This window comes from Ideonella sp. (genome assembly GCF_044358605.1).
Classification (GTDB): domain Bacteria; phylum Pseudomonadota; class Gammaproteobacteria; order Burkholderiales; family Burkholderiaceae_C; genus Ideonella.
The window spans coordinates 52,541-76,075 of sequence record NZ_JBIKNQ010000017.1; the positions used below are offsets into that span (position 1 = coordinate 52,541).

14 protein-coding genes are annotated in these 23,535 nt (G+C 62.3%); 4 read left to right on the forward strand and 10 right to left on the reverse strand.

The features are described 5' to 3' along the window. Window positions 1-384 precede the first annotated feature (384 nt). Window positions 385-2,382, reverse strand: coding sequence for an ATP-binding protein (locus ACIQ3Q_RS08345; protein ID WP_396268588.1), 1,998 nt, complete (start codon window positions 2,380-2,382; stop codon window positions 385-387). Beyond that, window positions 2,372-4,393 (reverse strand): ATP-binding protein, encoded by a 2,022-nt coding sequence (locus ACIQ3Q_RS08350; protein ID WP_396268589.1) that lies wholly within the window; start codon window positions 4,391-4,393, stop codon window positions 2,372-2,374. Before ACIQ3Q_RS08350 ends, ACIQ3Q_RS08345 begins: the two co-directional genes overlap by 11 nt. Window positions 4,394-4,448: 55 nt before the next feature. Here ACIQ3Q_RS08350 and ACIQ3Q_RS08355 point away from each other — a divergent pair, with 55 nt between their 5' ends. Next, window positions 4,449-5,300 (forward strand): response regulator transcription factor, encoded by an 852-nt coding sequence (locus ACIQ3Q_RS08355; protein ID WP_396268590.1) that lies wholly within the window; start codon window positions 4,449-4,451, stop codon window positions 5,298-5,300. On the opposite strand, the gene ACIQ3Q_RS08360 is transcribed toward ACIQ3Q_RS08355, so the two are convergent. Continuing rightward, on the reverse strand, window positions 5,267-7,213 hold the full coding sequence (locus ACIQ3Q_RS08360; protein WP_396268591.1) for an ATP-binding protein: 1,947 nt from the start codon (window positions 7,211-7,213) through the stop codon (window positions 5,267-5,269). The genes ACIQ3Q_RS08355 and ACIQ3Q_RS08360 overlap by 34 nt on opposite strands. Before the next feature lie 75 nt (window positions 7,214-7,288). On the opposite strand from ACIQ3Q_RS08360, the gene ACIQ3Q_RS08365 reads away from it, so the two are divergent. Then, the gene (locus ACIQ3Q_RS08365) at window positions 7,289-8,071 is read left to right on the forward strand and encodes a response regulator transcription factor (RefSeq protein ID WP_396268592.1); all 783 of its coding nucleotides are present in this window, start codon (window positions 7,289-7,291) and stop codon (window positions 8,069-8,071) included. 7 nt (window positions 8,072-8,078) lie between these two features. Here ACIQ3Q_RS08365 and ACIQ3Q_RS08370 read toward each other — a convergent pair whose 3' ends face one another. The 5 genes from ACIQ3Q_RS08370 to ACIQ3Q_RS08390 all read right to left on the reverse strand — a co-directional run bounded on the left by ACIQ3Q_RS08370 (window position 8,079) and on the right by ACIQ3Q_RS08390 (window position 15,413). Continuing rightward, window positions 8,079-8,810, reverse strand: a complete 732-nt coding sequence (locus ACIQ3Q_RS08370) for a helix-turn-helix domain-containing protein (RefSeq protein WP_396268593.1) — start codon at window positions 8,808-8,810, stop codon at window positions 8,079-8,081. A 31-nt stretch (window positions 8,811-8,841) separates the two neighbouring features. Then, entirely contained in the window at window positions 8,842-9,441 is a 600-nt protein-coding gene (locus ACIQ3Q_RS08375) for a serine O-acetyltransferase (RefSeq protein ID WP_396268594.1), read from the reverse strand. Window positions 9,442-9,584: 143 nt separating this feature from the next. Continuing rightward, a complete protein-coding gene (locus ACIQ3Q_RS08380) occupies window positions 9,585-13,514 on the reverse strand; it encodes a galactose oxidase-like domain-containing protein (protein WP_396268595.1) in 3,930 nt (1,309 codons plus the stop codon). A gap of 51 nt (window positions 13,515-13,565) precedes the next feature. Next, window positions 13,566-14,273, reverse strand: a complete 708-nt coding sequence (locus ACIQ3Q_RS08385) for an SCO family protein (protein ID WP_396268596.1) — start codon at window positions 14,271-14,273, stop codon at window positions 13,566-13,568. Window positions 14,274-14,546: 273 nt separating this feature from the next. Continuing rightward, window positions 14,547-15,413 (reverse strand): response regulator transcription factor, encoded by an 867-nt coding sequence (locus ACIQ3Q_RS08390; RefSeq protein WP_396268597.1) that lies wholly within the window; start codon window positions 15,411-15,413, stop codon window positions 14,547-14,549. Between ACIQ3Q_RS08390 and ACIQ3Q_RS08395 the strand changes: the two genes are divergently transcribed. Both ACIQ3Q_RS08395 and ACIQ3Q_RS08400 read left to right on the forward strand, forming a co-directional pair. Beyond that, window positions 15,413-17,422 carry a hypothetical protein gene (locus ACIQ3Q_RS08395; protein ID WP_396268598.1) on the forward strand — a complete coding sequence of 670 codons (2,010 nt, stop codon included), beginning with the start codon at window positions 15,413-15,415 and terminating at the stop codon, window positions 17,420-17,422. The two genes, ACIQ3Q_RS08390 and ACIQ3Q_RS08395, sit on opposite strands and share 1 nt — an antisense overlap. Then, on the forward strand, window positions 17,419-19,395 hold the full coding sequence (locus ACIQ3Q_RS08400; RefSeq protein ID WP_396268600.1) for an ATP-binding protein: 1,977 nt from the start codon (window positions 17,419-17,421) through the stop codon (window positions 19,393-19,395). The genes ACIQ3Q_RS08395 and ACIQ3Q_RS08400 overlap by 4 nt, the downstream gene beginning before the upstream one ends. Here the strand turns inward: ACIQ3Q_RS08400 and ACIQ3Q_RS08405 are convergent. Beyond that, entirely contained in the window at window positions 19,358-20,107 is a 750-nt protein-coding gene (locus ACIQ3Q_RS08405) for a class I SAM-dependent methyltransferase (RefSeq protein WP_396268602.1), read from the reverse strand. The genes ACIQ3Q_RS08400 and ACIQ3Q_RS08405 overlap by 38 nt on opposite strands. 429 nt (window positions 20,108-20,536) lie before the next feature. Beyond that, the coding region (locus ACIQ3Q_RS08410; protein ID WP_396268603.1) for a pilus assembly protein at window positions 20,537-23,535 on the reverse strand (2,999 nt) is incomplete at its 5' end.

Below are 23,535 nucleotides of genomic sequence, written 5' to 3' on the forward strand. Positions count from 1 at the left end.
TGTCGAGAGTTGATCTTGAACCCGCGCTTAGCCGCCGGCTCACTTGCAAAAGTTACAACTTGATTCTAGAGAGCACCAGCCATTCAAGAAACCCATCACCGATCTCACAAAGGCTATTTTCCGTGATTTGATTGACGAATTTCGAAACCATTTTTCGGCCGCACGAAGCCTCAACAACAATCACTAAGCTGTTGTTTTTATTGAGTATTTTTCATTCAACCTAATCCAATCGAGAGAGTATTTAAAATCACTCTCAAACCCATCGAGAATACGCTCACCCAAGATACAAAGCGGCGCACATTACTACTCAAACTCGCGCTGGCGAGATGAACGAGAGTGTGAGCTTGTTACTTTTTGCGAGAGCTAGCAGTGCCACCCTGTGACTCAGCGATGCGCGTCTTTGGCGCGGGGCAACACCATCCAGAAGCGCGCACCGTGCGGCTGTGCGTCCGCCACGCCGACTTGCCCGCCGTGCAAGCGCACCACGGAGGCCACGATGGACAAGCCTAGGCCATGCCCTTGGCCAGAGGTTCGCCCGCTGACAAAGCGCTCGAAGACCTTGCCCTTTTCTGCGTCTGGCACGCCCGGGCCGTCGTCAGCCACGGACAACTCCACCGTGTTGGAGAGCAGCTTCAGACTGACCTGCACGGCCCCCCTGCCCTTGGAGCCGTGAGCCAAGGCGTTGTCGATCAGGTTCTGCAGCGCGATACGCAAGAGCACTGGATCCGCCGTGATCTGAGCGTCCGCATCAGGCAAGGTGAGCGTGACCGGTGGCCCAGCCTCATAGTCGCGCATCAACTCCAGCATCCAGGCCCGCACCCACAGCGATTTAGTTTGGGGTTTGACACTGAGCTCCCGCCAGCGATCGTGGGTGATCAGCTTGTTGGCCAAAAAGATCAGCCGGTCCGACGCGGTGCGCAGATTGTCCAGCCGCTCCTGCACGTCTGGTGGCACGGGCTCGTTAAGGTCCTGCAGGGCATCCAAGGTGCTGCGAATCTTTGAGGCGGGCGTTCGAAACTCGTAAGACGCCAGCGACAGCAACTCTCGCTGGTGCGCCTCCGCTTCCATCAACTCAGCGTTGGCGGCCCGTAGCGCGACCGTGCGCTCTTGCACCCGCTGCTCCAACTGCTCTGCCTCTTCAACCAGCAAGCCATGCAGTACTTCGCGTTCGCGCTCGCTGGCTTGCCGGTCACGAACGGTGCGCCAAGTCAGGTCGCCCAGCAAGGCCAAATAGCCGATCAACAGCACCCATTGCCAGATGTACAGGCTGGAGGCCCCCAGCGGAATCCAGCCGCTGGCCGCCGCAAAGTAATAGCCGATGCTGTAGATCAGGCCCTGGCCAATCAAGCCATAGCGCTTGGCGTTCGGGTGGCCACGCTTTAACTGAATCAGCATCAAAGGCGCATAGCTGATGGCCATGAGCACAATGATGACGTTGACCCCGAAGCCGGGCTGCAGCCCCAGCAACCAGACCAGCACAGCGGCGGGTAGGGGCGCCCAGGCCATGGTGGTCAAGGAGGCCTGCACAGAGGGGTGAACCTCGCCCAGAGCGAAGAAATCTCGCGTGAAGAGCCCTGTGGTTGTCACCATGGCCGCCGCCGCCAAGGTGTTGAGCCATAACTGGGCGCGCACCGTCATGGGTGGCAGCCACTGGGCCAGCATGCCATTGAGCACCAACAGATAGAAGATGCCACTGACGGCCAGCATCACCCAGCTCATGAACTCACGCTCCCGGGTGGTGGCAGCCAAAGCGAGCACGGCAATCAGCATCAACACCGCCGCCGTCGTCAGCACACCCAACAACAGCCCATCGCGCCAAAGCACTTCATCACGCTGGCCGGCCGACTCCAGGCTCACGGAGGCTGCGGCCATCACGCCGGGCTCCACTCGGATGCGCAGCATCACGGTGGAGGTCCAACTGGGCTCGTCCGTCAGCACAAAGTGCGACTTGCCCGCCGTGCCCACGCGCTGCGCGACGGGCACGGCCAGGCCGGTGGAGCCGACTTTGACGGGCCGACCGGCCCAATCCACGCGATACAAGTCCACCCATTGCAGCACGTGAGGCTCCACCGCCAAGAAGCGCAATGCACCTGGGTAGGGCGGGCGGGGCAGCTCCGCCATCAGCCAGAGGTCTTCGTCGCTGAAGCCACGCCCAACGCCGTGGGTGACCTGCGGCACCACGCGGCCAACACGGTACAGCGCCAACGCCACCTGGGCGTCAAACACATCGGCCCCCTCGGGCAGGGCATAGAGTGACCAACGGGGCGAATCGTTGTCGCTGACGTAGTCCCGCCAGGCCACCGACAGCAACAACACCAAGGGCAGGAGCAATACGACCGCGATACGCAGCCACGCAGCACGCGCGCTGTACTCAGTCGCCATCATCGTCCTCCGATGGCGTCCGCAGGCCCAGGTGCGGCAGCGTCAAGTGAAAGCACGCACCGTGCGGCTGAGCATCACTGATCGTCACTTGGCCGCCATGCATGCGCGCCACCGCCGCCACAATGGACAGCCCCAAGCCGCGCGACTGGTCAGAGCCCACGCTAAAAAAGCGCTCGAAGACCTGCGGCTTGTCCTCATCAGCAATGCCCGGTCCCGCGTCGACCACCTGGATCTCCAACTGCCGCGGCAAGACCACCAAGTTCACCCGCACCATGCTCTGCCCATCGGCACTGTGCACCAACGCGTTATCGATCAGAGTCTGCAAGGCGATACGCAAGAGCACGGCATCGGCACGTAGCTCAACGTCATCGGGCGGCAGCTTCAAGCGAACCGGCACCTCGTCTTCGTAGTCGCCGAGCACCTCCAACAGCCATTCCCGCACCCCCATCGAGCGCAGTTGCGGCTTGACCGACAACTCGCGCCAGCGGTCATGCGCGATCAGCTTGTTGGCCAGGAAGATCAGGCGGCTGGAGGCTGTCCGCAGCGCGTCCACCTTCAGGGCCACCCCGGCAGGCAAGGGTTCGGACACGCACTCCATGGCGTCCAGCGTGCCCTTGATCATCGCCGCCGGGGTCCTGAATTCATGTGAGGCCAGCGACAGCAATTCCCGCTGACTTGACTCCGTCAGGCGCAGCGCCTCATTGGCATTGCTCAAGGCCAGGGCTCTATCGCTGACGCGCAACTCCAGTTGCGACTTTTCATGCAAGAGCATGGCATGCAGGCAGTCACGATCTGCGCGCGCCAACTGCCGCTCATCCATGGCGCGCGTCAAGAGGTCTAGCAGCAAAGCAAAGCACGCGACGGCCAGTGCGATCAGCCATCCATAGGCCGTGCCCGAGGTGTAGGGCAGCACGCCGCGCTCAGCCAAGACCTTGATCGCCACCAAGACTGCAGCGATCAGCGCAAACAGCAGGTACATGGGGGACTCGATGCGATGCCGCCTGATCTGGGACGCAATACCCGCAAACACCACCACCATCATGGCGCCCGCCGCCGCCACCGCCCCCAACAGCGGTGACCAGCCCGCCATGAAGGCCACGGCACAGGCCGGCAAACACATCAGCGCCACCAACTTCATGGCCCAGGTCAGCCAAGGGGTGTAGCGCTTCATGCTCATCATCGACGACGCCCAACGGTAAAAGGCCCACAGCGTGCCTGAGGCCACCACAGCGTCCAGGGCGCTGACGGCCACGGTAGAGTGCCAATCCAGCCAGAGGCGCAGATAGCCATGCCACATGCCCATCAAGGCCACAAAGCCCAGCACCATCCAGGAGAGGTTCAAGGCATGTCCGTCAGGGGACCAGTAGCGGACCACCAAGGACAGCGCCAGAGACACCAGTCCAAACAGCACGACCACGCCGACCAAAAAGCCCTCTAACAGCTCACTTTGCTGGTGTTCGCCCATGTCCTGCACCGACACCAAGGCGGCGGTGTAGAGGCGCGATTGCACACGGATCAGCCAGGTCGATGCCCGGCGCTCATCGGCTTCGATGTCGAACTCAGCTTGGCGCAGCGACAAGGGCCGCAAAGAGGGCTGAACCCTGTAACCAGAAGAGGCCCGCAAGCGCGGCCTGGACTCTCCAGGCACGACTTGATAGAGATCCACACGGTCCAGCAGAGCCGGTGCCACCGTCACATAGGCCCGGGGTGACAAGCGCAGACCCGCCGGCAACTCCAGGACCAGCCATAGGTCGTGAGCACTCACCCCATAGCCCACCCCCGGCATGGCCAAGGTCTGGAAGCCCCCTTGCCGATAGTGCTGAAGCGCATGCGTCTCGTCTTGAAGCGTCAGACCTTTGGGGCTGGCATGCAGGGTCCACGGGCGTGACAAGGTGTCGGCATGATGCATGCCGAAGATGGCCGCCAAGCCGAAGATCAGGGCCAAGAGTGCCAAATTGCGCCCAATTCGGGCCCAGCTGTGCACAATAACGCCTTCAAACGGGCCGCTCATTGCTCCAGATGCTGGATACTTCGGCCTGTGTTGCAAAAAGTTACCCCTTCTTCTTATGGTGCCAGCAAACCGCGCAAGCGCTGAAGTCGTCATTGTCGAAGACGAGGACATCCTCCGCAATGAACTCAGTTTCGTTCTGAGGCATCACGGCTTCCGTGTCGCGGCCTATGCGTCCGCGCAGGAGTTGTATCGTCACTTGGCCGTGCGTTCTGCAGGCGCCGTGATCCTCGACATTGGCTTGGTGGGTGAAGATGGTTTGTCCATCTGCACCTATCTGCGCCGCCATGACCCCCACCTGGGCATCGCCTTTTTGACGGCCCGCAGCCTGCGCGACGACCGCTTGCGCGGCTTGGCCGCTGGCGCAGACGCCTATTTGGTGAAGCCCGTTGAGATGCAGGAGTTGATCCTTATTCTGGATCGCCTGCTGGATCGCCGCGCCATCAGCCAAGGTCAGAACGCAAGTGCGACCACGGCCGCCACACCTGCCAGCCCGGTGGCCAGCGCACAGGCCGATGCCGCGATGGGCGGCCTGCCCGACCTGGGCAGCGTGGGGCGTGCTGCGACGGCCACGGTCGCTGCTCACGCGGTGGACACCGCTCCAGACAATGCCTGGACGCTTCATGTGGGCCTCGGTCAACTCAAAGCCCCTAACGGCCTGATGCGCAAGCTCTCCAACAACGAGCGCACACTGCTCTATTGCCTGGCACAGCAACAAGGCGAGGTGATCAGCGCGGAGATCTTGTCCGCCCAGTTGCAGATTCCTCAAGAGGAATACGACAAGCACCGCATCGAGGTGATCATCAGCCGCCTGCGCCGCAATATTGAGCAAACCGTCGGTTTGAGCCTGCCTCTGTTTGCCAAGCGCGGCACAGGCTACTGTGTCAGAGACATGGTGCTGGCGGATTGATCCTCAGCGCCCTTCAAGGGAAGGGTGATGGTGAAACAAGCGCCGCGCGGTGGCGCATCGGTGACGTGAGCATCGCCACCATGCAACTGCGCCACGGTGCGCACAATCGACAAACCCAAACCGTTGCGCAATGAGGCCTTCTGGCTGAAAAAACGGTCAAAGACCTTGAGCTTGAACTCATCAGGGACGCCTGGCCCGTTGTCCGACACACTCAGCCGAAACGACGCCGCTTCCGCACGCAACTGAATCCGCACCTGAGCCTCGCCCTTGGGCGCTTGGTTGAGGGCGTTGTCGATCAAGTTCTGACAGGCGATTCGCATCAGCACCGGGTCAACCCGCACCCACAAAGGCTCGCTGGGCAAGTCCAAGCTCAGGGGCAAGCCATCGGGGTAGTCGCCCAGCACATCGATCAGCCAAGACCGCAGGTCCAAGCTTTCGATATGCACCTGCAAAGACCGCTCACGCCAACGGTCATGCTCAATCAAACGGTTGGCCAAAAAGCTCAAGCGTCGAGCCGCCGCTTGCAAGTGGTCGAGGCGATCTTGCATCACGCTGGGGATGGGTTCGCGCAGGTACTCCAAGGCCTCCAGCGTGGTTTGAATCGCTGCGGCCGGAGAGCGAAACTCGTGAGAGGCCATGCTCAGCAACTCGCGCTGCTGCAACTCGGCGCGCTCCAACTCCTCATTGGCTTGCACCAAAGCGGCCGTGCGCTCCACCACCCGTTGTTCCAACTGTGCTTTTTCATCGAGCAGCAGGTTCTGCAAGTGGATCTGCGCCTCATTGGCCCGGCGGCGCTGTTGCAGAAAGCGGCTGACCAGCTCGCGGAGTAAGACCAGGTCGCAGGCCGCCAGCGCGTACTGCCACGCGTTCAGGCTCAAGTGGGTCACCGGCACCAGGCCCACTTGCAACAACAAGAAAGGAATGCCACTGACCGTCAGCAGCAAAGCCACCACCCCATAGCGGCGAGCCAACGGATGCCCACGCCAGATCTGCCAGGCCACCCCCACGGTGAACAACACAATCAGACCGGCCTGGGTACTACGCACCAAAGCAGTGCCCCAGCCCTGCCACACCGAGATAAAGGCCAAAGGCGCGGCCGCCAGGGCCAGCACATTGATCACGCGGGGGTACTGCGGGTGCAAGGCTTTGAAATCGAGGAAACGAGCGCCGAATGCGGAGATCGTCCAGATCATGACCGCCACGGTGGTCCAAAACGCATAGGCATGAACCTCATGCGGCATGGCCGGCAGGTAAGCCACAATCAGCCCGTGTGAATAGGCGATGTAAAACATGCCAGACAAGGCCTGCCCAGCCCAGAGCAAAAACTCCCCATCGGCCGAGACCCGCCATGCCAGCAGGGATGCGACCAGCGTCACCACCGCCAAACTCAGCACACACCCCAGCAAGAAAACTTCCTGCTCAGACGCCAAATGATGTTGGGCCGCCGTTTCTACCTTGACGATTGCCAGCGCAAACTGACGGGCACTGACCTTGACCAAGACGGTCGGGCTGTATTGCGGCTGTTTGTCCAGCACAAAGACCGGCCCACGTGCCACCATGGGCCACTCCGCACGCGGCACCTTCATGCCCGCCGCACCTGCCGACACCACCTTACCGGACAGGGTCAGCCTATAGAGTTCCACATTCGGCAAGGTGGCGGGGCGCACACTCAGCACGCTGCCCGGCCCCTGCATGACCGGCTCGGGCAATTCCACCGCCAACCACAGGTCGCCGGCCTGATAACGATTGACGCTATCGCCGGCTACAGCCTGGAAGCCACCCGCTTTGTACAGAGCCGCCGCCTGATCGGGTGTCTCCAGCACGAGATCGGGAGGCGCCGCCTTCAAGGTCCACTCGGCGGCCGTCCCTGTAGGCACTGAAACATTCCACGCGACAGCCAGGGCGATGACCATCACAATGGCCGACCACACCTTCCACGGCTGCGTGCTGCTTCCTAGATTCACTCGATTGCCCACTCCATCACCACCATGCGCGTCCTCACCGCCGAGTCCCGCACCATGAATATCTTCTTGGTCGAAGACGACGATGTCTTGCGAGAAGCACTCCGTTTTGTGCTGGAACATAACCAATATGCGGTCTTTGCCGTCCCTAGCGCCGCTGAACTCTACCGTCAAATGGCCGTCCAAAGCGTGGACGCCGTGGTTCTGGATGTCGGCCTAGAGGGTGAGGACGGTTTCAGCATTTGCGAGTATCTCAGGGCTCACAATCCCCAACTCGGCATTGTCTTCGTGACGGGCATGACCGCTCCCGATGACCGTTTCAAAGGCTTGTCGTGTGGCGCGGATGCCTACCTGACCAAGCCTGTCGATACCCGAGAGCTGCTGCTGATCTTGGCCCGCATCCAAGACCGCTGGCTGGCACGCGCCGCTGAGTTAAGCCGCCTCGCGGCGGCACATGGCCCTGAGATGGCCGCAACTGCTGTCGCCGGCCCCCCGCCGCCGCCCCCGACACTCTGGACGCTGCGCATTGCATCAGGCCTGCTGCAAGCGCCCAACGGCAAGACACGGCGAATCTCCAGCAATGAGCGCGCCTTGCTCTACGGTTTGGGTCAAGCCGGTGGTGAGCCCCTGTCGGCCGAAGCGCTGGCCAAGATCCTCGACTTCGAGGTCGATGATGGCCACCGCCACCGCATCGAGGTCATCGTCAGCCGCCTGCGCCGCAATGTCGAGCAATCCACCGGCATGCACCTGCCCCTGATGTCGGTGCGGGGCACCGGTTATTGCGTGCGCGATTTATCCTTGCTGGATTAAGCCTTCATCAGCGTTTGAGGTCTCGGAAGGCCGCAAACAGCCAAGAGCGCATGCCGATCACCAAGGTGTAGGGTCGTTTTTGGTCGGCCGGCAGCTTTTGGTCGGCCAAGTGCTGCTGAGCAAAGTCTTGGGCCACGCGCTGTAAACGCTCATTGAAGAGCTGCGCCAAGCTGCGGCCAATCTGGCCATGCACCAAGGTCAGCATCTCGCCCTCGCCATCAAAGCCGCCGCTGTAATAGTCGCCCACCACTTCTTCGCGGAAGAACTGCATCACCGGGCCATGAGGCCGCCAGCGAAAGCCCTTGGCCACCTTAAGCCGATAGCGGTTCATGGGCCGCAGCTCAATGATGCCCAGGTGATCCAGACGCACCAGGTACTTGATAGCCTCGGCCTCGGTCATCCGATAGTTGGTGATGACTTGGTCCAACGTCCATTGGCTCAAGCAGCAAATGGCCATCAGCAGCAGCTTGCGGTCGCTGATCACCGCCTTTTCTTGCTCCAGCGTCAGTTCACGGCGCAACGGCTGTGCATCGGCCACCTTGCGGGCCAAGTCGGCAAAGTCCATGCGCAAGACGCGGCAGATTTCATCCACCCGCGACAGCGGCATCTCGGCCTGCGCAAACATGCGCTTGATGCTGGACTCGGCCATGCCCAACTCTTTGGCCAGCACGGCATAGGTGATGCCGGAGGTCTTCAACTCCGCTTTCAGAACATCGATCAGGGCATGGGTGGTGGACATGGGAGCAGCAAAAGCCTATGTCCCTGCATTCTCACTGAGACGGCGGGGCTGTCTTGGCACCGCCCTTGATGACCCGTGGGCGATCCCACAGCACCAGGGAGCCATCGGGCACATCAAAGGTCACCAAGGCGCCCGGGCCGACATGCACCCCGTTGCCAATGCGCACCGGCCCCAGCACTCGCGCGCCAAAGGCGATGACCACGTCGTCGCCAGCCACCGCATAGCCGGGCCCAGCGCCAATGTCGTCCACGCCAAAGCCGCCGCCAAAACCCCCATCGCCCTGGATGGTCATGCGCGCACCAACTTGGCCAAACACATAGACGCCCGTGGCATGGGCGATCAAGGCCGAGGGGCCAATCGAGGAGGTCGGCGGCAGCTCAGCCCGCGTCAGGTACATGGCCATCAGCGCGATCAGGCGGGCGGGAAAGTTCCAGCCCCCCAACAGCAAACGCCGCGCAATGCGGTGCCAAAACAGGGCCTGAAACCCCGGCAGCAACGCGAAGTAGCACTTGTGCACCCGCGAGTGCGGCTTGCCCAAATGCATGGCCAGGCGGTCCAGGTCGGAGCCCACCAGTTTGAAGGTCCCTGACCAGGTCGCGGGGTTCCAAGCTTGCGCTGACGAGTCCACCATAGCTGCTTTGTTCAGCCCCTTTTGTCGAGGCCTTGGGTCATCAAGAGTGAGCGGATTCTAAAGACTAAGCTTCACGGCTGGGGCCCCGAAAACGCGGGCAAAGTCACTGCTGGCGCGGTGCGATACCAGCTACCGTAAGTCCCTCATTCGACTTCCTTCACAAAGGCGGCCAGGTTGGCCAGCTCAGCCGCGCTGAGAGTGAGGTTGAGCTTGGTGTGCGCGCTGATGGCCGCCTCCAGCGTCGGGGCCGAGCCGTCATGCAGCCAGGGGCCTGTGTTCCACGCACCCTTCAAGGTCGGGACATCCAAGCCCGTCAACACCGCGCCCAAGCGCTTGCCGCTGCTGGCCTTGAGCGTGCCCACATCCTGCAGGCTGCCGCCCACGCTGTTGGTGTACTGCGTGGCCGGCGTGTGGCAGGCGATGCAGTTCTTGCTGGTGAACAGCGCCTGCCCGGCCTGCGCGGCCACAGACATCACGGTGGCCGAGACACGCGCTGGGCTGGCATCCACCTTGGTCAGCGAATTGACATAGGCCGCAAGCCTATCAAGGTCAGCGCTCTTGCCGGCCTTTTTGTCACCCAAGGGCTGGCTGGTGCTGCCCGTGTTGAAGGCGGTATCGCTCATCAAACCGGTGCCACCCGCCAGGGTGCGGATCTGGCCTTCAAAGTCTTGCACTTCGTCAAAGTTGCCCGTCCAGTGCAGCTTGCCAAAGCCTGCGCCCATGCGGCCCCGCAGGGTGGGGGTGTTGCGCAGGCCTTCGCCGGCGTGGCTCAGGTCCCAGGTGCGGCCATCGCTGCCGCCGTCGTTATGGCAGGCGGCGCAGCTCATATAGCTGTCGCGGGCCAAGCGCGCGTCTTTGGCATCGTAGAAGAGGCGCTTGCCCAGCTCGACATCCCCCGTCAGCGAGGTGCTGGGCACGGCCGCCCAAGTGGCCTTCACGGTGGCGCGTCGCTGGCCGAAGTCCAGCAGCGGCGAGAGATCGACCACCGTCACGCTGCGGCCCATGAAGTTGAACACGTAGACGCTGCGGCCATCCCGCGCCGGCACCACGGCTTGCGGGGCCAGGCCCACATCCACGCGGAACAGTTGTTCACCCGTCTTGGCATTGAGCACGGCCAGCTCGCGGCTGGTCTCCAGCGTCACAAAGCCCAGCAAGCCGGTGGCACTGAAGGCGGCCGCCGAGGCCACGCTGGCGTTGTCGTGGTCAATGCGGCCCTGTGGAATTTCTTCCAAAGTCGCCAGGTCCACCCGCGAGGTCACGGCCCGCACGGTGTTCTGGAAGTCCAGGTCATTGCCATCGCGCAGACGGCCGCGGGCGATGTTGTCCTGCTTGGACGGAATCCAGGCCACGCTCTCATCCGGCGACAAGACCATGGGGCCCAGGTAGTTGGGCACACCACGGCCGGAGACCGCCGTGTCCAGCACCGTGCTGTGCTTCAGCACAATGGTCTTTAGGATGCTGTTGTTGATCAGATCCACGGCCACCACTTCGGCACCGCCTTGGCTCACGTCCACGCTGGCTGTAGCCTCGCCCGCCTGCAAGGGCGTCACAAATTTAGAGACCGCCAAGTAAAGACCGTCACCCTTGATGGCCAAGTGGCGCGGCGTGCCGCCGACGGTGATGGGCAGACCCACCGCCGCATTGGCGGTGGCAAAGCGTGCGACTTGGCCCAAGCCTTCCAGGGCCACATAGCCGGTGGCGCCATCGGGGCTGAAGACCAAGCCATGCGGCTGGCTGCCGCGCGGCAAGCTCACGGTGCGCAGGATGCGCAAGGTCCTGGGGTCGATCAGCGTGACCGTGGCCGAGCGCTTGTTGACCACGCCAATGGTGCCGTTAAAGCTCACCGCCACGGCACGCGGCTCTTCACCAACGGTGATGTCCACCTTGGCGCCGGTGGTGGTGGTGAAGGCCGAGACCTTGTTGTGGTCGGGGCTCACCACCCAGAGGCGGTCACCGCCCGTGCTGCGGCGCTCCAGCACCATGGCCGAGGAGGCTCTGCCCACATAGTCCACGATGGGGCCTTTGACCATCTGCATGAAAGAGTAGGTCGAGATCAGCCCGACGCGGTTCTTCATCGAGACCACCACGGTGTAAACGCCGGGCTGGCTGAAGGTGTGCTGCAGCGGCTGGTTGGGGCCGAAGGCGGTGGGGGGGGTGCCATCACCAAAGTCCCAGCTCACTTGAGCGTCGGCCACGGTCAGCGTGGCACTGAAGGGCGTGGCCACACCGACGCTGGTGGCGGGGGTTGGGATCTGGCCGACCACGGTCACCGGCGCCAAGGGCTCCATGCGAGCCGGTGGCGGCGACACGTTCGCCCCCACGGCCATGATGAAGGCCTTGGAAGGCACGCCCATCTCATCAACCGCCGAGACCATGTAGTAGCCCGGTGGCGTCAAGTTGGCATTGGGCGCCACGGCATCCAAGCGCCCACCTGTTTGGGTGAAGGTCAATGGAATGCGGCGCTGGCCGGCGTTGAAGCCGTGGGTGGTCACCGTCAAGCCCAACATGCTGATCGACTTGATCTTGGCAGTGGTGGCCATCTCCAGGCTGAAGCTGGCGCCATGCGCCACCTTGAAGGCCGTGGTGCCAGTGATGCTGGGGCGAGCGGCCCACACGGAGGTGGCGCCACTTTGCTTGAATAAGTAGGGGGGCAAGAAGATCTCGGCGTTCTTGTTGAACACCGGGCCGGGGTTGCCGCCGCCGCCGCTGATGACCGTGCCGTTGGGCAGCAGGGCCGAGCTGTTGTGATAAACCCGGGCCTTGGTTTGCGCCGCCATCAGCGTCCACTGGCCAGTGGCCGGGTCCCAGATCTCACCGTTCAAGCGCGCATAGGCGCCGTCGTTGTTGCCATAGGAGCTGCCGCCATTGGCAAAGACCTTGCCATCTGGCAGCACCGTGGCGTTGAAGAAGCGCCGTGAACGCTTCATCTCGCCGGTTTCGGTCAGCACGGGTGCGCTGGGGTTGTTGAAGTCGATCACCGTGGCGGCACTGCTGGCCCACAGATGGCTGCCATCGGCCACCCAGTAGCCATTGCCGCCCATTTGCAGGGCCTTGCCCGGCGCGAACATGACGGCACTGGTCGTGGACGAGCCCACATTCGGCAGGCTGCGCGTGCCGCCTGCACCACCATTGCCCACCACGGCGCCGCCCTTGAAGATGCCGACCGTGCGAATGGAGCCACTGCCCGCCGGGTTCAGCGCCCACATCACGTCAGAAGAGATCCCAAACACTTCGCCATTGGGTGCCACCCAGGCATGCGGGAACTCATTGCGGGTGCGGTACATGCCGAAGGCCTCGGTGCTGTAGGCGCCCGTCAGGAAGGACCAGCCCTTGCCACTGGTGAAGATCTCCGGTGTCAGTGCCGCAAGATTGTTAGCATTTTGCGAGGCCCATGAGCCCTCCGAGTAGGGCACCATGCCGCCCAGCAGGATCGGTCGGCCATCGGCCAGCGTGAGCATGGTGGAGTACCAGCGCGCATCCGCCGTATCGAAGCCGGTTTGGCGCTCGGTGCGGTTGGTCTCGGGCGAGTACAGGCCCGACATGAAGGTGCTGGAGGTACGCCCACCCACAAAGCCGCCCGAGCCCCCAGCGGTCAAGACTTTGCCGTCAGCCAAGATGGTGGCGGAGCTGCAGAAGCTATTCAGCTGGTTGTATGAGGAGGTGGAAAAGCGCGTGACGTTAAAGACCTTGCCATCACCCTCCGACGGGTCCCACAGCACATTGGCGCCACCATCTTGGTTGCCCAAACCACCATCGTTTTCATAGGGGCGTGTGCCATAGCTCAGGAGCTTGCCGCTGGGCAGCAACACCATGTGGATGGCGTTGATGGGCCAGTCCATGGTGGGCAGCCACATGCCTTCGCTGTGCGCAGTGGCGGCGGGCGTGACGCCGCTGAGCAGCGGGTCGGGTGGCGGCGTCACCTGATACCAGGTCTCGTTGGCCACGCCGACGGCTGCGGCTTGGGCGCGCTGGCTCGCCAGGGGTTCGGCCTCACTGCCGCCACCGCCACCACAGGCGGTCAGCGAGAGGGCCAAAGCCAGCGCCGTCAAAGGCAAGGTCAGGGGTTTGTTCATGGTTTGTCTCAATCAGAGGGGTCGTGCAGCGCGCCGTGGTGGGGAGTCTGCTCAGGCTTGGGCCAGGCGGGCGCGGGCGCTGATGCTGCGGTCCACGTCCAGCAGCTCGCGTTGCGTGCGCTCTAGGTTCACCGGCGCACCAGAGAGGCGGACGATCACACGGCCAAAGCCGTCAATCAGGAACAGAGAGGTCAGATGGTCCTCGGGCTTGCGGCTGTCACCTGGCAACGCACCAAAGTGCTGGATCAAGCGCTGAACCTGCGCAGGCTCGCCGGTCAACCACTGCCAGTGTTTGAAGTCAACGCCTTGGGCTTGCGCGTAGTGCTGCAGGGCGGCCGGCGTGTCGGACAAAGGGTCCACGCTGACCGTCACAAACTCGATATGCGCGCTGTGCGCGGCCACCGCCTGCTGCACTTGTCGCAACTGCTGGGTCGTCCCGGGGCAGGTGGTGGAGCAGGCCGTGAACGCGAAGTTCAGGAGCACGGTTTTGCCGCGCAAGCTGTCAGGCAGGAGCGGGGCACCGTCCTGCCGCACCAAGCGCAATCCCCCGAGCGGGCTAGCAAAAGCCGACGACGGGGTGCTTGCGAGCGCCACCGCTTCTGGGGCTGGAGTTCCTTGCGGCGCCACCGCAGCCACAGTGGCCCACAGAGCCAGGCCCATCGCTGAGAACACCATGGCGGCCAGGGCGGCACGGCGCCACGGGCGTGGTGGGGCGGCGGCAGTCACTGCACGGGGCGTCCCGAGGGGTGAGGTGTTCATCATGTACGGCTCCAAGCAAGGAGGCCGAATATATAGAACACCCCGGGTGATAACAGCCCTACAAAATCACGATCCGGCCCTTCCCAGGGGGAACATGAAATACCTCACAGAACACAAAAGAGATCAAATCTCAACATCAAGAGATTATTTCTATATATTTAGCTTGAGATTTTATATAAGAGTATCTCAGCACCCAGCCCCTCGATTCACGGACAGCATCCAGACGGCCGAGAGCCCCCTCAATGCCTCGTCATTGAAGGGGTTGACCTGGCTTTAGCCCGAGAAGATGTCTCGTACAAAGTAGCCGACGCCGCGCACCGAGAACAGTGGCAGCTTGAGGCCTACCGCTTGCTCAACGCTCTTTCTGAGGCGGCTGATAATCACCTCAACCCGATGGCGCTGATAGGACTCGATCGGAATACTGAGTTTCTGTGCCAATTGCTCAGAAGAAACTGGCTGACCCATTTGCGACATGAGGCAGAAGATCAGTTTGCGCTCGACATCTGACAGCGAACAGATATGGCCATTGGGCGCCCGCAGCTGACCAAAAGCGACATCCAAGTGCCAGCTGGAAGCGTCAGCCACCGATGAGGCTTGCGGCTGGGCGGCGACTGCTGGCCCTGCGGCAGCGGGCGCCACCGCCGTAGGCGGGTTGGCCGGCGCTGCGTCAGCGCCGATGGCTTCCGGAGCGGGACGACCCATGTAATCGCGTCGGGCCATCAATCGCTCAATGACGAGCACAATTTCCTGGATCTCGACGGGCTTGACCAAATAGGCATCCGCTCCAGCGACCAAACCCGTGATGCGATCATCACGCAAGCCACGCGCCGTCAAGAAGACGATGCCCAAGCTCGGGTCATGGCCTCGCAGGTACTTGCAGATGGACAGACCATCTTCACCGTCGAGGCCAATGTCAAGCACGATGACGGCTGCATTTTTGACCGCCAAGCGCCGATAAAGCTCTGTAGCCGTGGCCACGCCCTCGACACTGAACCCGCTTCGCGACAGTACGAAGCACAACTCATTGCGAAGCACTTCTTCGTCTTCGACAATGTACACATGGGCCGCTGTAGTTGGTTGGTTCACGAGAGGCACGCCACTGGTTGTTCGGACCCTCGAATTATCGCTTTGGAACCCCATTGAGCGCTGCACTTTCGCCACTGAAAATTCAAGGTTGGAGCAAGAGTTGGCTGCGAATTTCGCCGGTCTTGTTCTTGCTCTGCTTGGCTGCCCTGTTCCTGCTGCCACGGCAGGCACCAGTGCAGGGCTTTGGGCTCTGGTATTCCGAACCGGGTGAGGTGTATCACTCACCCGAACAGGCATTGGCATCGTATCGCCGGGGTGAGTTTGATATCACCCGCGTCAATGGCGCGGGTCGCCCCCAGACGGGCGATGACTGCTGGTGGGTGTTGGAGATTCCGCCCAACCATCGCTGGGGTAGCGACCCGCGCCTGACCGTCGGCATGCCACTGCTGGACAGAATCACGCTGTATCGCGTTCACCCTGGTGATACACGTATAGACAAGGTCGGTGAAGGCGGCCTCTATGTGCCCCCTGCGGCCCGCCATATGCGGGACCGTCAAGCGGCATTTCGCCTGGCCGACGGCGGACCCTCTCACGGCATGTGGCTTATTCAAGTGCACGCCACCAGCAATCATGCGGTGACGATTCACATCGAGTCGCAAGGCGACCACACGACACGTTTTTTCCGCGAGAACCTCTTGCTCTGGACCATGGTCACTTTCTGCGCCGCCGTCTACTTAGGCGCACTCTGGGCCGCGGCGGTGCTGAAGGATGATCAGCTCTATGTGTGGGCCACCTTGATTGCCGGATTCACGCTGTATGCCCTGGCCTGGAATGGCGTGCTGGCAGCCAGTCTGGACTGGCATCACCCTGGCGTGGTGCACGCCACCTTGCTGGCCGCCACGTGGCTGGCGGGCATCAGCATTGCCAGTGTGCTGCGCGCCTTCTTGCCCGACGATCAACAGAACAGCCGCGCCGCAGCATGGCTGGTGCGCTGGGGTGCCTTGGCCGCGGGGGCGGGCTTGGTCTCGCTGAGCATGGGCGGCTCCATCATCTTGGGTGCTGCGTTATGGACCATTCCGCTGTTCTTGGTGGCGCCGTGGATTGTGTGGCACGGCGTGCAGCATGGTCAGCGTTATGCGCTGCGCTATGGCGGCCTCTTCATCTTTCACACGCTGTCCGTGGGTTACCAGTACGCGGGCGAGACAGGCTTGGTGCCCTTAGATGCACTGAGCATGTACGGCTGGCAAGTGGTGGCCGGGGTCAGCATCGCAGGCCTGCTGCTCAACATCGTGTCGGAGATTACGCGCGAGCGGCAAGCACAACTCTATGAGCAAGCCACGCTGAAGCGCGACCTGCAGCTAGAACGCGATGCCTTAAGGCAAAAGGTGCAGCAGCGCGCCAGCGAGCTAGAGAAAGCTAACGCAGACTTAATGGATGCTGAGCAAGCGCATCGCCGTTTGCTGTCGATGGCCTCGCACGAGTTCCGTACACCCGCAGCCATGATCAAAGCCTCCCTGGACTCGCTGCGCTACGAGACCACTCCGCCCGCCGCCGATACGGTTGCGCCTCTGGCCGAGCTGCGCAAGACCTCCGAGCAGTTGGTCGAGTTGACCAACCGAGTCATCTTGCTCGACCAGTGGCGGCAGTGGGTGCAGTCTCCTCAACTGCATTCCGTGGACTTGCGTGAGTGGCTGCTAGAGATGGCGGGAGACTACAGCGAAGACATGACGCTGGGGTTGGGCTTGCCCGATGACGATGCACCTTGCGTCATCCGCGCGGACACCCGTTTGCTGCGGGGCGCCTTCACCATCGTCATCAACCATGCCTTAGCTCGCAGCAGCCGGCAGCCCAATGCGGTGATCCTCTCCTTGAGCCGCTGCACGCTGGGCATTCAGGTCTGCGTCACCGACGATGGCCCCCGACTGAGCCCCGCTGAGGAGAAAGCGCTTCACGATGCTCTGATCCCCATTGAGCCACTGCGCCTGACGGAGGACCTGGGCTGGAGCATGGTCAGTGCCGTCGGCGTCAAGCTGGGAGGCCGTACTCGCGCGGAGGTGCCGGATGCCGGTGGGCTGAACATCATCATGGCGCTACCGCCGATTGAAGCTGGGGTTGCTGCATGAGCCGCACGCTGCGACGGGCGTTGTGGGGCCTGCTGTGCAGCTGTCTGCTGTTGACCGGGTGCGGCGTCTGGATGCCGCAGCACGACTTCACCGTTTCTGCCAGCGCCAAGTCGGTGGAGATTCATTCGCCTGATCAGGCGCTCAAAAGCTATCTTGCGGGTGAGTTCGAGCGCGAGGACAGCGGGTTTGGGCGCGGCTATCAGCGTCACGCCATGTGGCTGGCCGTGCGGTTTTCCTCCTCGCCTCCGGGGACAGCGTCGGTGGTGTCTGTCGGCCCCGCCATTCTCGACAGCATCGAGGCCTACACCTTGGACGCCACGGGGCATCCGGTGTTTGTGGGGCGATCCGGCATTGGCGTGCCGCGGCAATCACGCAGCGGCGCCACGCTAGAGCACAGCTTCGTCATCAAGCCCGAGAGGCCCGGCCCCACCATCGTATTGCTCAAAGTGAAGTCCTCTGCCTCCATGGCGGTCTATGTGCAAGTGACATCTCCCGAGTACCAGCTAGAAAGCTTGCGCTTGCAGGGTCTGGGCTTTGGCATTTTGTTTGGCTTGATGTGCGCCTGTCTGGTCGCCGCGAGCTTGGCATTTCTGCGCTCGCGCAACGGCAGGGTTGCAGTGTGGTTGGCGCAAACCGGCGCAGGCTTGCTGTTCGTGCTGAGCTTTAACGGCATGCTGTCCATCTTGCTGCTGGACTTCTCGCTGCAAGCCTATAGCTGGCTGCTGACGGCGTCTGGCGGACTGATGCTGGTGTCGGTGGTCATGTTCATGGGCCGCTATCTGTCTTTGGCCGAAGACTACCCGCGGCTGCACAGCGTCACGTTGGCCATGTCATGGTTGGTGATTCCGGTGGCCTTGGTCATGGATGCCATGGGGTGGTCGCTGTTTTTGGGGCTGGCCGTCGCGCTGCCTCCCACCATGGCTGGCTTGGGTTTAGGCCTCTTATTGCAGACGTTAAGGGGTCACCCCAAAGCCCGCGCTCAAGGGGTGTGGGGTTGGCTGCTGGGCGCCGCGTTTCTCTATCAATACGGCGGCAAGTGGGGCTACTGGAGCTTCGGCGCTTTCAACATGACGGCGTGGCAGTACACCTTGTTCGCCTGCTACTGCGTGATTCTTTTTGACTTAGTGCGGGGCCTCGCCCAGACCCACGGGCGAGCACACCTACGGCGCCAGCACCTGCAGGGCCAACTGCTGGCAGAGCGTTCATCCTTGCAAGAAAAGGTGCTGGCAGGCACCTCCGCCCTGCAAACCTTGCATGAAGACTTACGCCGCGAAGAGCGCGCGCAGCGCGACTTGTTGTTGGTCGCTGCTCAGGAGTTCCAGCCGCCAGCGCGACGCATACGTCGACTTCTCGACGAGCTGCGCTTGCGCCCAGGCGCTCAGCAATCCAATTTGGCGGATCGCTTGCGCAATATGGGCATCGCGGCTGATCGATTGCAGTTTCTTGCCAACAAATTGATCACCGCCGAGCGCATTGATGAGCTGGCCATCCACCCCGAGTTCCATGCCGTATCGGTGACCGAATGGGTGAACGAAGTCTTGCACGACACCATCTTGCCCATTCAGACCCACGGGCTCAACCACACACAGGGCTTGAGTGTGTCGGGCGACCCCGTCCTGCTGCGCATTGCGCTGCAAAACCTGATCGACAACGCCATCCGCCACACCGATGCTCAAGATGGCTCAGTCTCTTTAGAAGTCGTTAAGCATCTTGGCGAGATCGAGCTGATCATTGCCGACCAAGGCCCGGGCATTCCAGACTCACTGAGACCGCATCTGTTCCAGCGCTACACCAATGCCCAACGAAAACCGGGTCATGGTTTGGGCCTGTCCATCGTGGCGGCCATTGCGCGCACCCACCACGGCCAAGTCAGTGTGAGCGATGCCCAGCCTCATGGCGCACGCTTTCACCTGCGCCTGCCGACCCTGCCGGCCCTCAGCGTCGCCGGAAGCTCAAGAACAAGTGCGGATTGAGCATCGAGCCCCCCAATAACCGGTTGCTTGACAGCCTCAGCCACCATTCCGCCAGGTTCGCAGCGGGCTCACCGAGACTGCGGCGCAGTCGGTCCATCTCGAAGAAGCCCGTGGGGTCGAGATGCCGCTCCAACTCAAATCCATTGCGCCGAAACAGGCGCACCAATTCGTCTGCGGACAGCGTCGCCTGCTCGCGCGTGCTGTGCGGCCGAAAGCTTCCCAGCAGACCCGTGCCGTGCTCGTCAAATGGAAAGCGCTTGTTCGCCGTCGTGATCACCACCATCTCGCAACTGACCCTGCACAGTTCGTCCACAAACTGCCGCCGTAGCCGCCAGTGGTTGTCCGAGAGGGTCAAGGCCGGTCCGACGGTGCCGACATGCTCAATCACGTCAAACGAAAAACTCAGCTCAAACCGACGGTTGCCATAAGGCAGGTACAGGCCAGAAGCGCGCTTCAGACAAGGGTGAAGTTCCGAGACATCAGACCTGAAGTGAGGGTCTACAGCATGGGCATCCAAACCCAATTGCTGCAGCATCAAGGTACCCTGGCCACTATTGGCACCCACCTCCAACACTGAGCTGATGGAGTTTCTGCGCAGCAGTGGTATCAGGAAGAGCGCAATTCGGCGTTGATACTTCGCCTTCTCAAGCTCTGAATCACAATACTTCCACGGCGAATCGGCATCGATCAGCCCGATGTCATTGGTGTCCACCGCCGCCCTCTCTACGCTCACTGGGCAGAGACCGGGACGGCTGGTGAACAGCTTCTCTTCCCTGTGCTGCCATCTCTTGTTCTTGGGCCACTTCTAGAGCGACCCACCCAACGGTTAAACCCTATCAAGTTACATCAGTAACAAGTTGATTCTATGGGCAGAGATTCAGGCGTCAAGAGAGTTTGCATCGATTCGCCAAGTATATTTAAATATCCTTTATGGAAATATATATATATCATAGTCTTTGTGTTTCTATTACAGAGGAGAGTCAGCCGGATGGAACCCTATTGAAATACGGCTGAAATTTGTCTACCGAGAAATTTATCGCGACCGCAGTGCATCCGTAGCGATCTTTGTGCCTCAAAGCTCTCAATGCTCTCCAAACACCGGGGCCTGCAGTGGGTGCTCCCCTGCTCGGCCCAGGTCTGCTCAATACACCTCACGCCAGCTCATGCGCCCGAGCTTGGTCTTGTTGGCATGGGTCAGCGCCGTGCTGTTCTGGCCCGGTGTGGCGCTGCCCCCAGGCGGGACACCGCCCGACCAGGAGTTCACCTGCCCCGTGTCTTGCCCCAGGCTGGGCAGCAGCAGCGACATCTGCTGCGCTTGGGTCGACGCCGCCAGCAGCAATGCCGGTGGCCCAAACTGCGCCCCGCTGACCGCCATGCCCGCTGGGCTCAGCGGCGAGTTGCTGTCGGGGTTGATGCGGTCTTGCCCGTCGATGTTGCCGTCGCCGTTGGTGTCAAACGGCACCAGGGCGCTGTAGCCATTGATCGGGTCTACTTCATTGAGCCAGGAGCGCGGGCCAATGCAGACGTTAATGGCTCTGTCTGGCGTGGTCGGCCGGATGGACGAGAACATCACCAAGCCCGTGGGCTGTTGGCGCGGTGCACCCACGCCGTGCTCAAAGGCTTGCAGGTCGATGGTCCAGCCCAGCGCGCCCCCTTTGTAGTTGACGGTGGTGGGCTTGAGCGCGCGGTATTCCACGCCATTGAGGAGGGTGTTCACTTCAAAGGGAATGGCCGTCAGTTGGCCACGCACCAAGGACGCGCCTCGGCCTTTGTCCAGCACGCCGTAGAGGGACTGTGTGGCCACATTGGGTGAGCCGATCAGCGGCGAGATGGCTGCACCCGTGGAGAACACCACTTGCCAGCAGCGCTTGGCACTGGTGGCCGCGTTGGCCTCGGTAGAGCCACAGCCCGTGGCCTGGGTGTTCACGCTCACAAAGGGCGCCTGAGTGATGGGCTGCTGGGCCTCGGTCTTGAACAGCCGTGTCACGCTGGCCGCACCAGGGTTGCGGATGTCAAAGCGCCACAGATTGCCTTGCAGGTCGCCTGCATAGGCCAGGTCTATGCGCCCGTCACCATCCACGTCCACCGGGGTCGGTGTGCTCAGGCCGTTGTTGGTCTTCAGCCCAGGATCGCTGTCGGCCCCAGCCCACAGCTCGTCCACGGCCCAGCGCTGCCAACGCCGCTCGCCACGGTCCAGGTAGAAGGCATAGAGCACAGCCTTGCCAGTGCCGCTGGCGGCGGCGCCACCTTCGCCGTCGTTGCTGTTGATGCCGTTGCCCACCAGCACGGCGGCTCGGCGCTCGCTGTCTTTGCCGAGTTGCACGATCTGCTGCGAGACCATGGCGTTGTTGCTCACCGGCTGGCTGATGATGTAGCCCAGGTCTTTGAGCTCAGGGTCGCTGGTGTTGCTGTACTCAAAGAGCACGCCGTCGCCTTGGCTCAGGTCGCTGCGGGTCACATCGAGAGCGGTGATGGCGCGCGCGCCTCGGCCGTAGGTGACCACCGCCACCGCGCGCCAGCCATCGGCCTGGCCCGTGGTGTTGGCATGGCCCACCATGGGGATGTTGTCCACAAAGTAGGGGTTGGCGCGAATGCCTGCAAGGCTGGCATCGGCATAGTTGGCCGCGCGGCGCAGCATCGCGTCGGGCACAAAGGACCAAGCTTCCTTCAGGCTGCCGGGGCGCACTTCATAGGCATGCAGGGCGCCGTCGTTGCCGCCGAGCAGGGCGATGGGGTGGGGCCGCGTCACCGTGGCTCGGTAAGCGGTGTAGCCGGGGTGGCTGCGCTCGTCCAAACCCAGAGTGGCAGCAGGCAGCAGCATGGCGGGGCTGGAGCTGATGACCGGCCCCAGGCTCTTGCCGCTGCGGGCGCGGAAGCCGCCATCGCTGCCGCGCAGGTAGTCCAGCCGCGCACTGCCCTTGGTGTCGGCCACGCCGCCCAGGTCGAGGTTCAGGGCTTGCCGCTGCCCATCGCTCAGCAGGGTCCAGTCCAGGTTCTTGACGGGCTGCACGCCAGCGCCCGGTGTGGCCGCGAACATGGGGCGTGCTGAAGGCACCGCCGTGGCGGCTTGTGCCGAGAGGTAGCTGCTGCCGTCGATCTGGCCATTGGGCCCTAAACCGAAGGCCCAGAGGTCACCGCTGAAGTGCTGCAGCGCCCAGCGGCCTTGCACCACATAGGTCTTGGGGTCGCGTGCGCCCAAGTCGCTCAAGACCGCGCGTGGCGATGTGGGCGTGGCCACCGCCGAGTAGCCGCTGGAGAGGCCGCCGGGGGAGAGCACCGTGGCGACCGACAAGGTTTCCGCAGGCGTGCTCGTCGGCTGGCCGATGACCTTGGTCTCCACCACCAAGGCACTGTTGAGCTGGCAGTTAGGCTGCGAAGAAATCTTGGTGCTGACGCACACCTGCTGTGGGTCGCCATCCCAGGTCACATCCGCACCAAAGGCCACCTTGGGAAAGGCCCCCGTGCTTTCCATCTTCAGGCCAATGGTCAGCTTGGGATACAGGCTGTAGGGGATGTCGGCGATGCTGAGGTTGTAGCTCCCCTCCGCGAAGCTTCGGGTGGGCTTGTAGACGTCCGGCAGCACACGGCCTTGCCCATCTTTGAGGGTGAGCGCGACGGAGCGCAAACCGTTGGCGCCACCCCATGCAATGCTGTTGCTGATGCGAACCTCGCGCCAGCCAGTCACTCGTGAGCGACTGACATCACAGGCATAGTAGTCCTGGGGGTTCACCTCTAAGTCGGGCAGCACACCCGTCACGCCGCTCGAGCAGGGCTTCCAGGTGTTGCCGTCGATGATGGTGGCCACGGATACGTCGCCCAGCGCCATGATGCAACCCGGGCGTGTGGGGTCCGTCCGGGTGTTGTAGACCGCCATGGGGGCCGAACCCTGGTAAGACCCACAAGACGCATTCGTCGCAAAGTCGAAGCAGCCAATCCCAGTTTCGTTGGCGGTGTAGATCTTGGTGCCGATGTATCCATGACCCGAAGCCCAGTCGGGCCAAATCTGGGGACTGTAGGTGTCAAGCCCCGGGAGATCATTCACACGTTTTGTGAAGAGCTTGGGGTGTGAGGCGTGCCATTTTTTCAGGGCCTCGATGGGGGTCTGGTGGTTGAGGGCGCGTTGAGGAATTCGATGGTTGT

Excerpts from the sequence above, each read along its gene's own strand:
- ACIQ3Q_RS08345 (WP_396268588.1), bottom strand. The coding sequence starts at position 2,382 with ATGGCGACTGAGTACAGCGCGCGTGCTGCGTGGCTGCGTATCGCGGTC.
- ACIQ3Q_RS08350 (WP_396268589.1), bottom strand. The coding sequence starts at position 4,393 with ATGAGCGGCCCGTTTGAAGGCGTTATTGTGCACAGCTGGGCCCGAATT.
- ACIQ3Q_RS08355 (WP_396268590.1), top strand. The coding sequence starts at position 4,449 with ATGGTGCCAGCAAACCGCGCAAGCGCTGAAGTCGTCATTGTCGAAGAC.
- ACIQ3Q_RS08360 (WP_396268591.1), bottom strand. The coding sequence starts at position 7,213 with ATGGTCATCGCCCTGGCTGTCGCGTGGAATGTTTCAGTGCCTACAGGG.
- ACIQ3Q_RS08365 (WP_396268592.1), top strand. The coding sequence starts at position 7,289 with ATGCGCGTCCTCACCGCCGAGTCCCGCACCATGAATATCTTCTTGGTC.
- ACIQ3Q_RS08370 (WP_396268593.1), bottom strand. The coding sequence starts at position 8,810 with ATGTCCACCACCCATGCCCTGATCGATGTTCTGAAAGCGGAGTTGAAG.
- ACIQ3Q_RS08375 (WP_396268594.1), bottom strand. The coding sequence starts at position 9,441 with ATGGTGGACTCGTCAGCGCAAGCTTGGAACCCCGCGACCTGGTCAGGG.
- ACIQ3Q_RS08380 (WP_396268595.1), bottom strand. The coding sequence starts at position 13,514 with ATGAACAAACCCCTGACCTTGCCTTTGACGGCGCTGGCTTTGGCCCTC.
- ACIQ3Q_RS08385 (WP_396268596.1), bottom strand. The coding sequence starts at position 14,273 with ATGAACACCTCACCCCTCGGGACGCCCCGTGCAGTGACTGCCGCCGCC.
- ACIQ3Q_RS08390 (WP_396268597.1), bottom strand. The coding sequence starts at position 15,413 with ATGGGGTTCCAAAGCGATAATTCGAGGGTCCGAACAACCAGTGGCGTG.
- ACIQ3Q_RS08400 (WP_396268600.1), top strand. The coding sequence starts at position 17,419 with ATGAGCCGCACGCTGCGACGGGCGTTGTGGGGCCTGCTGTGCAGCTGT.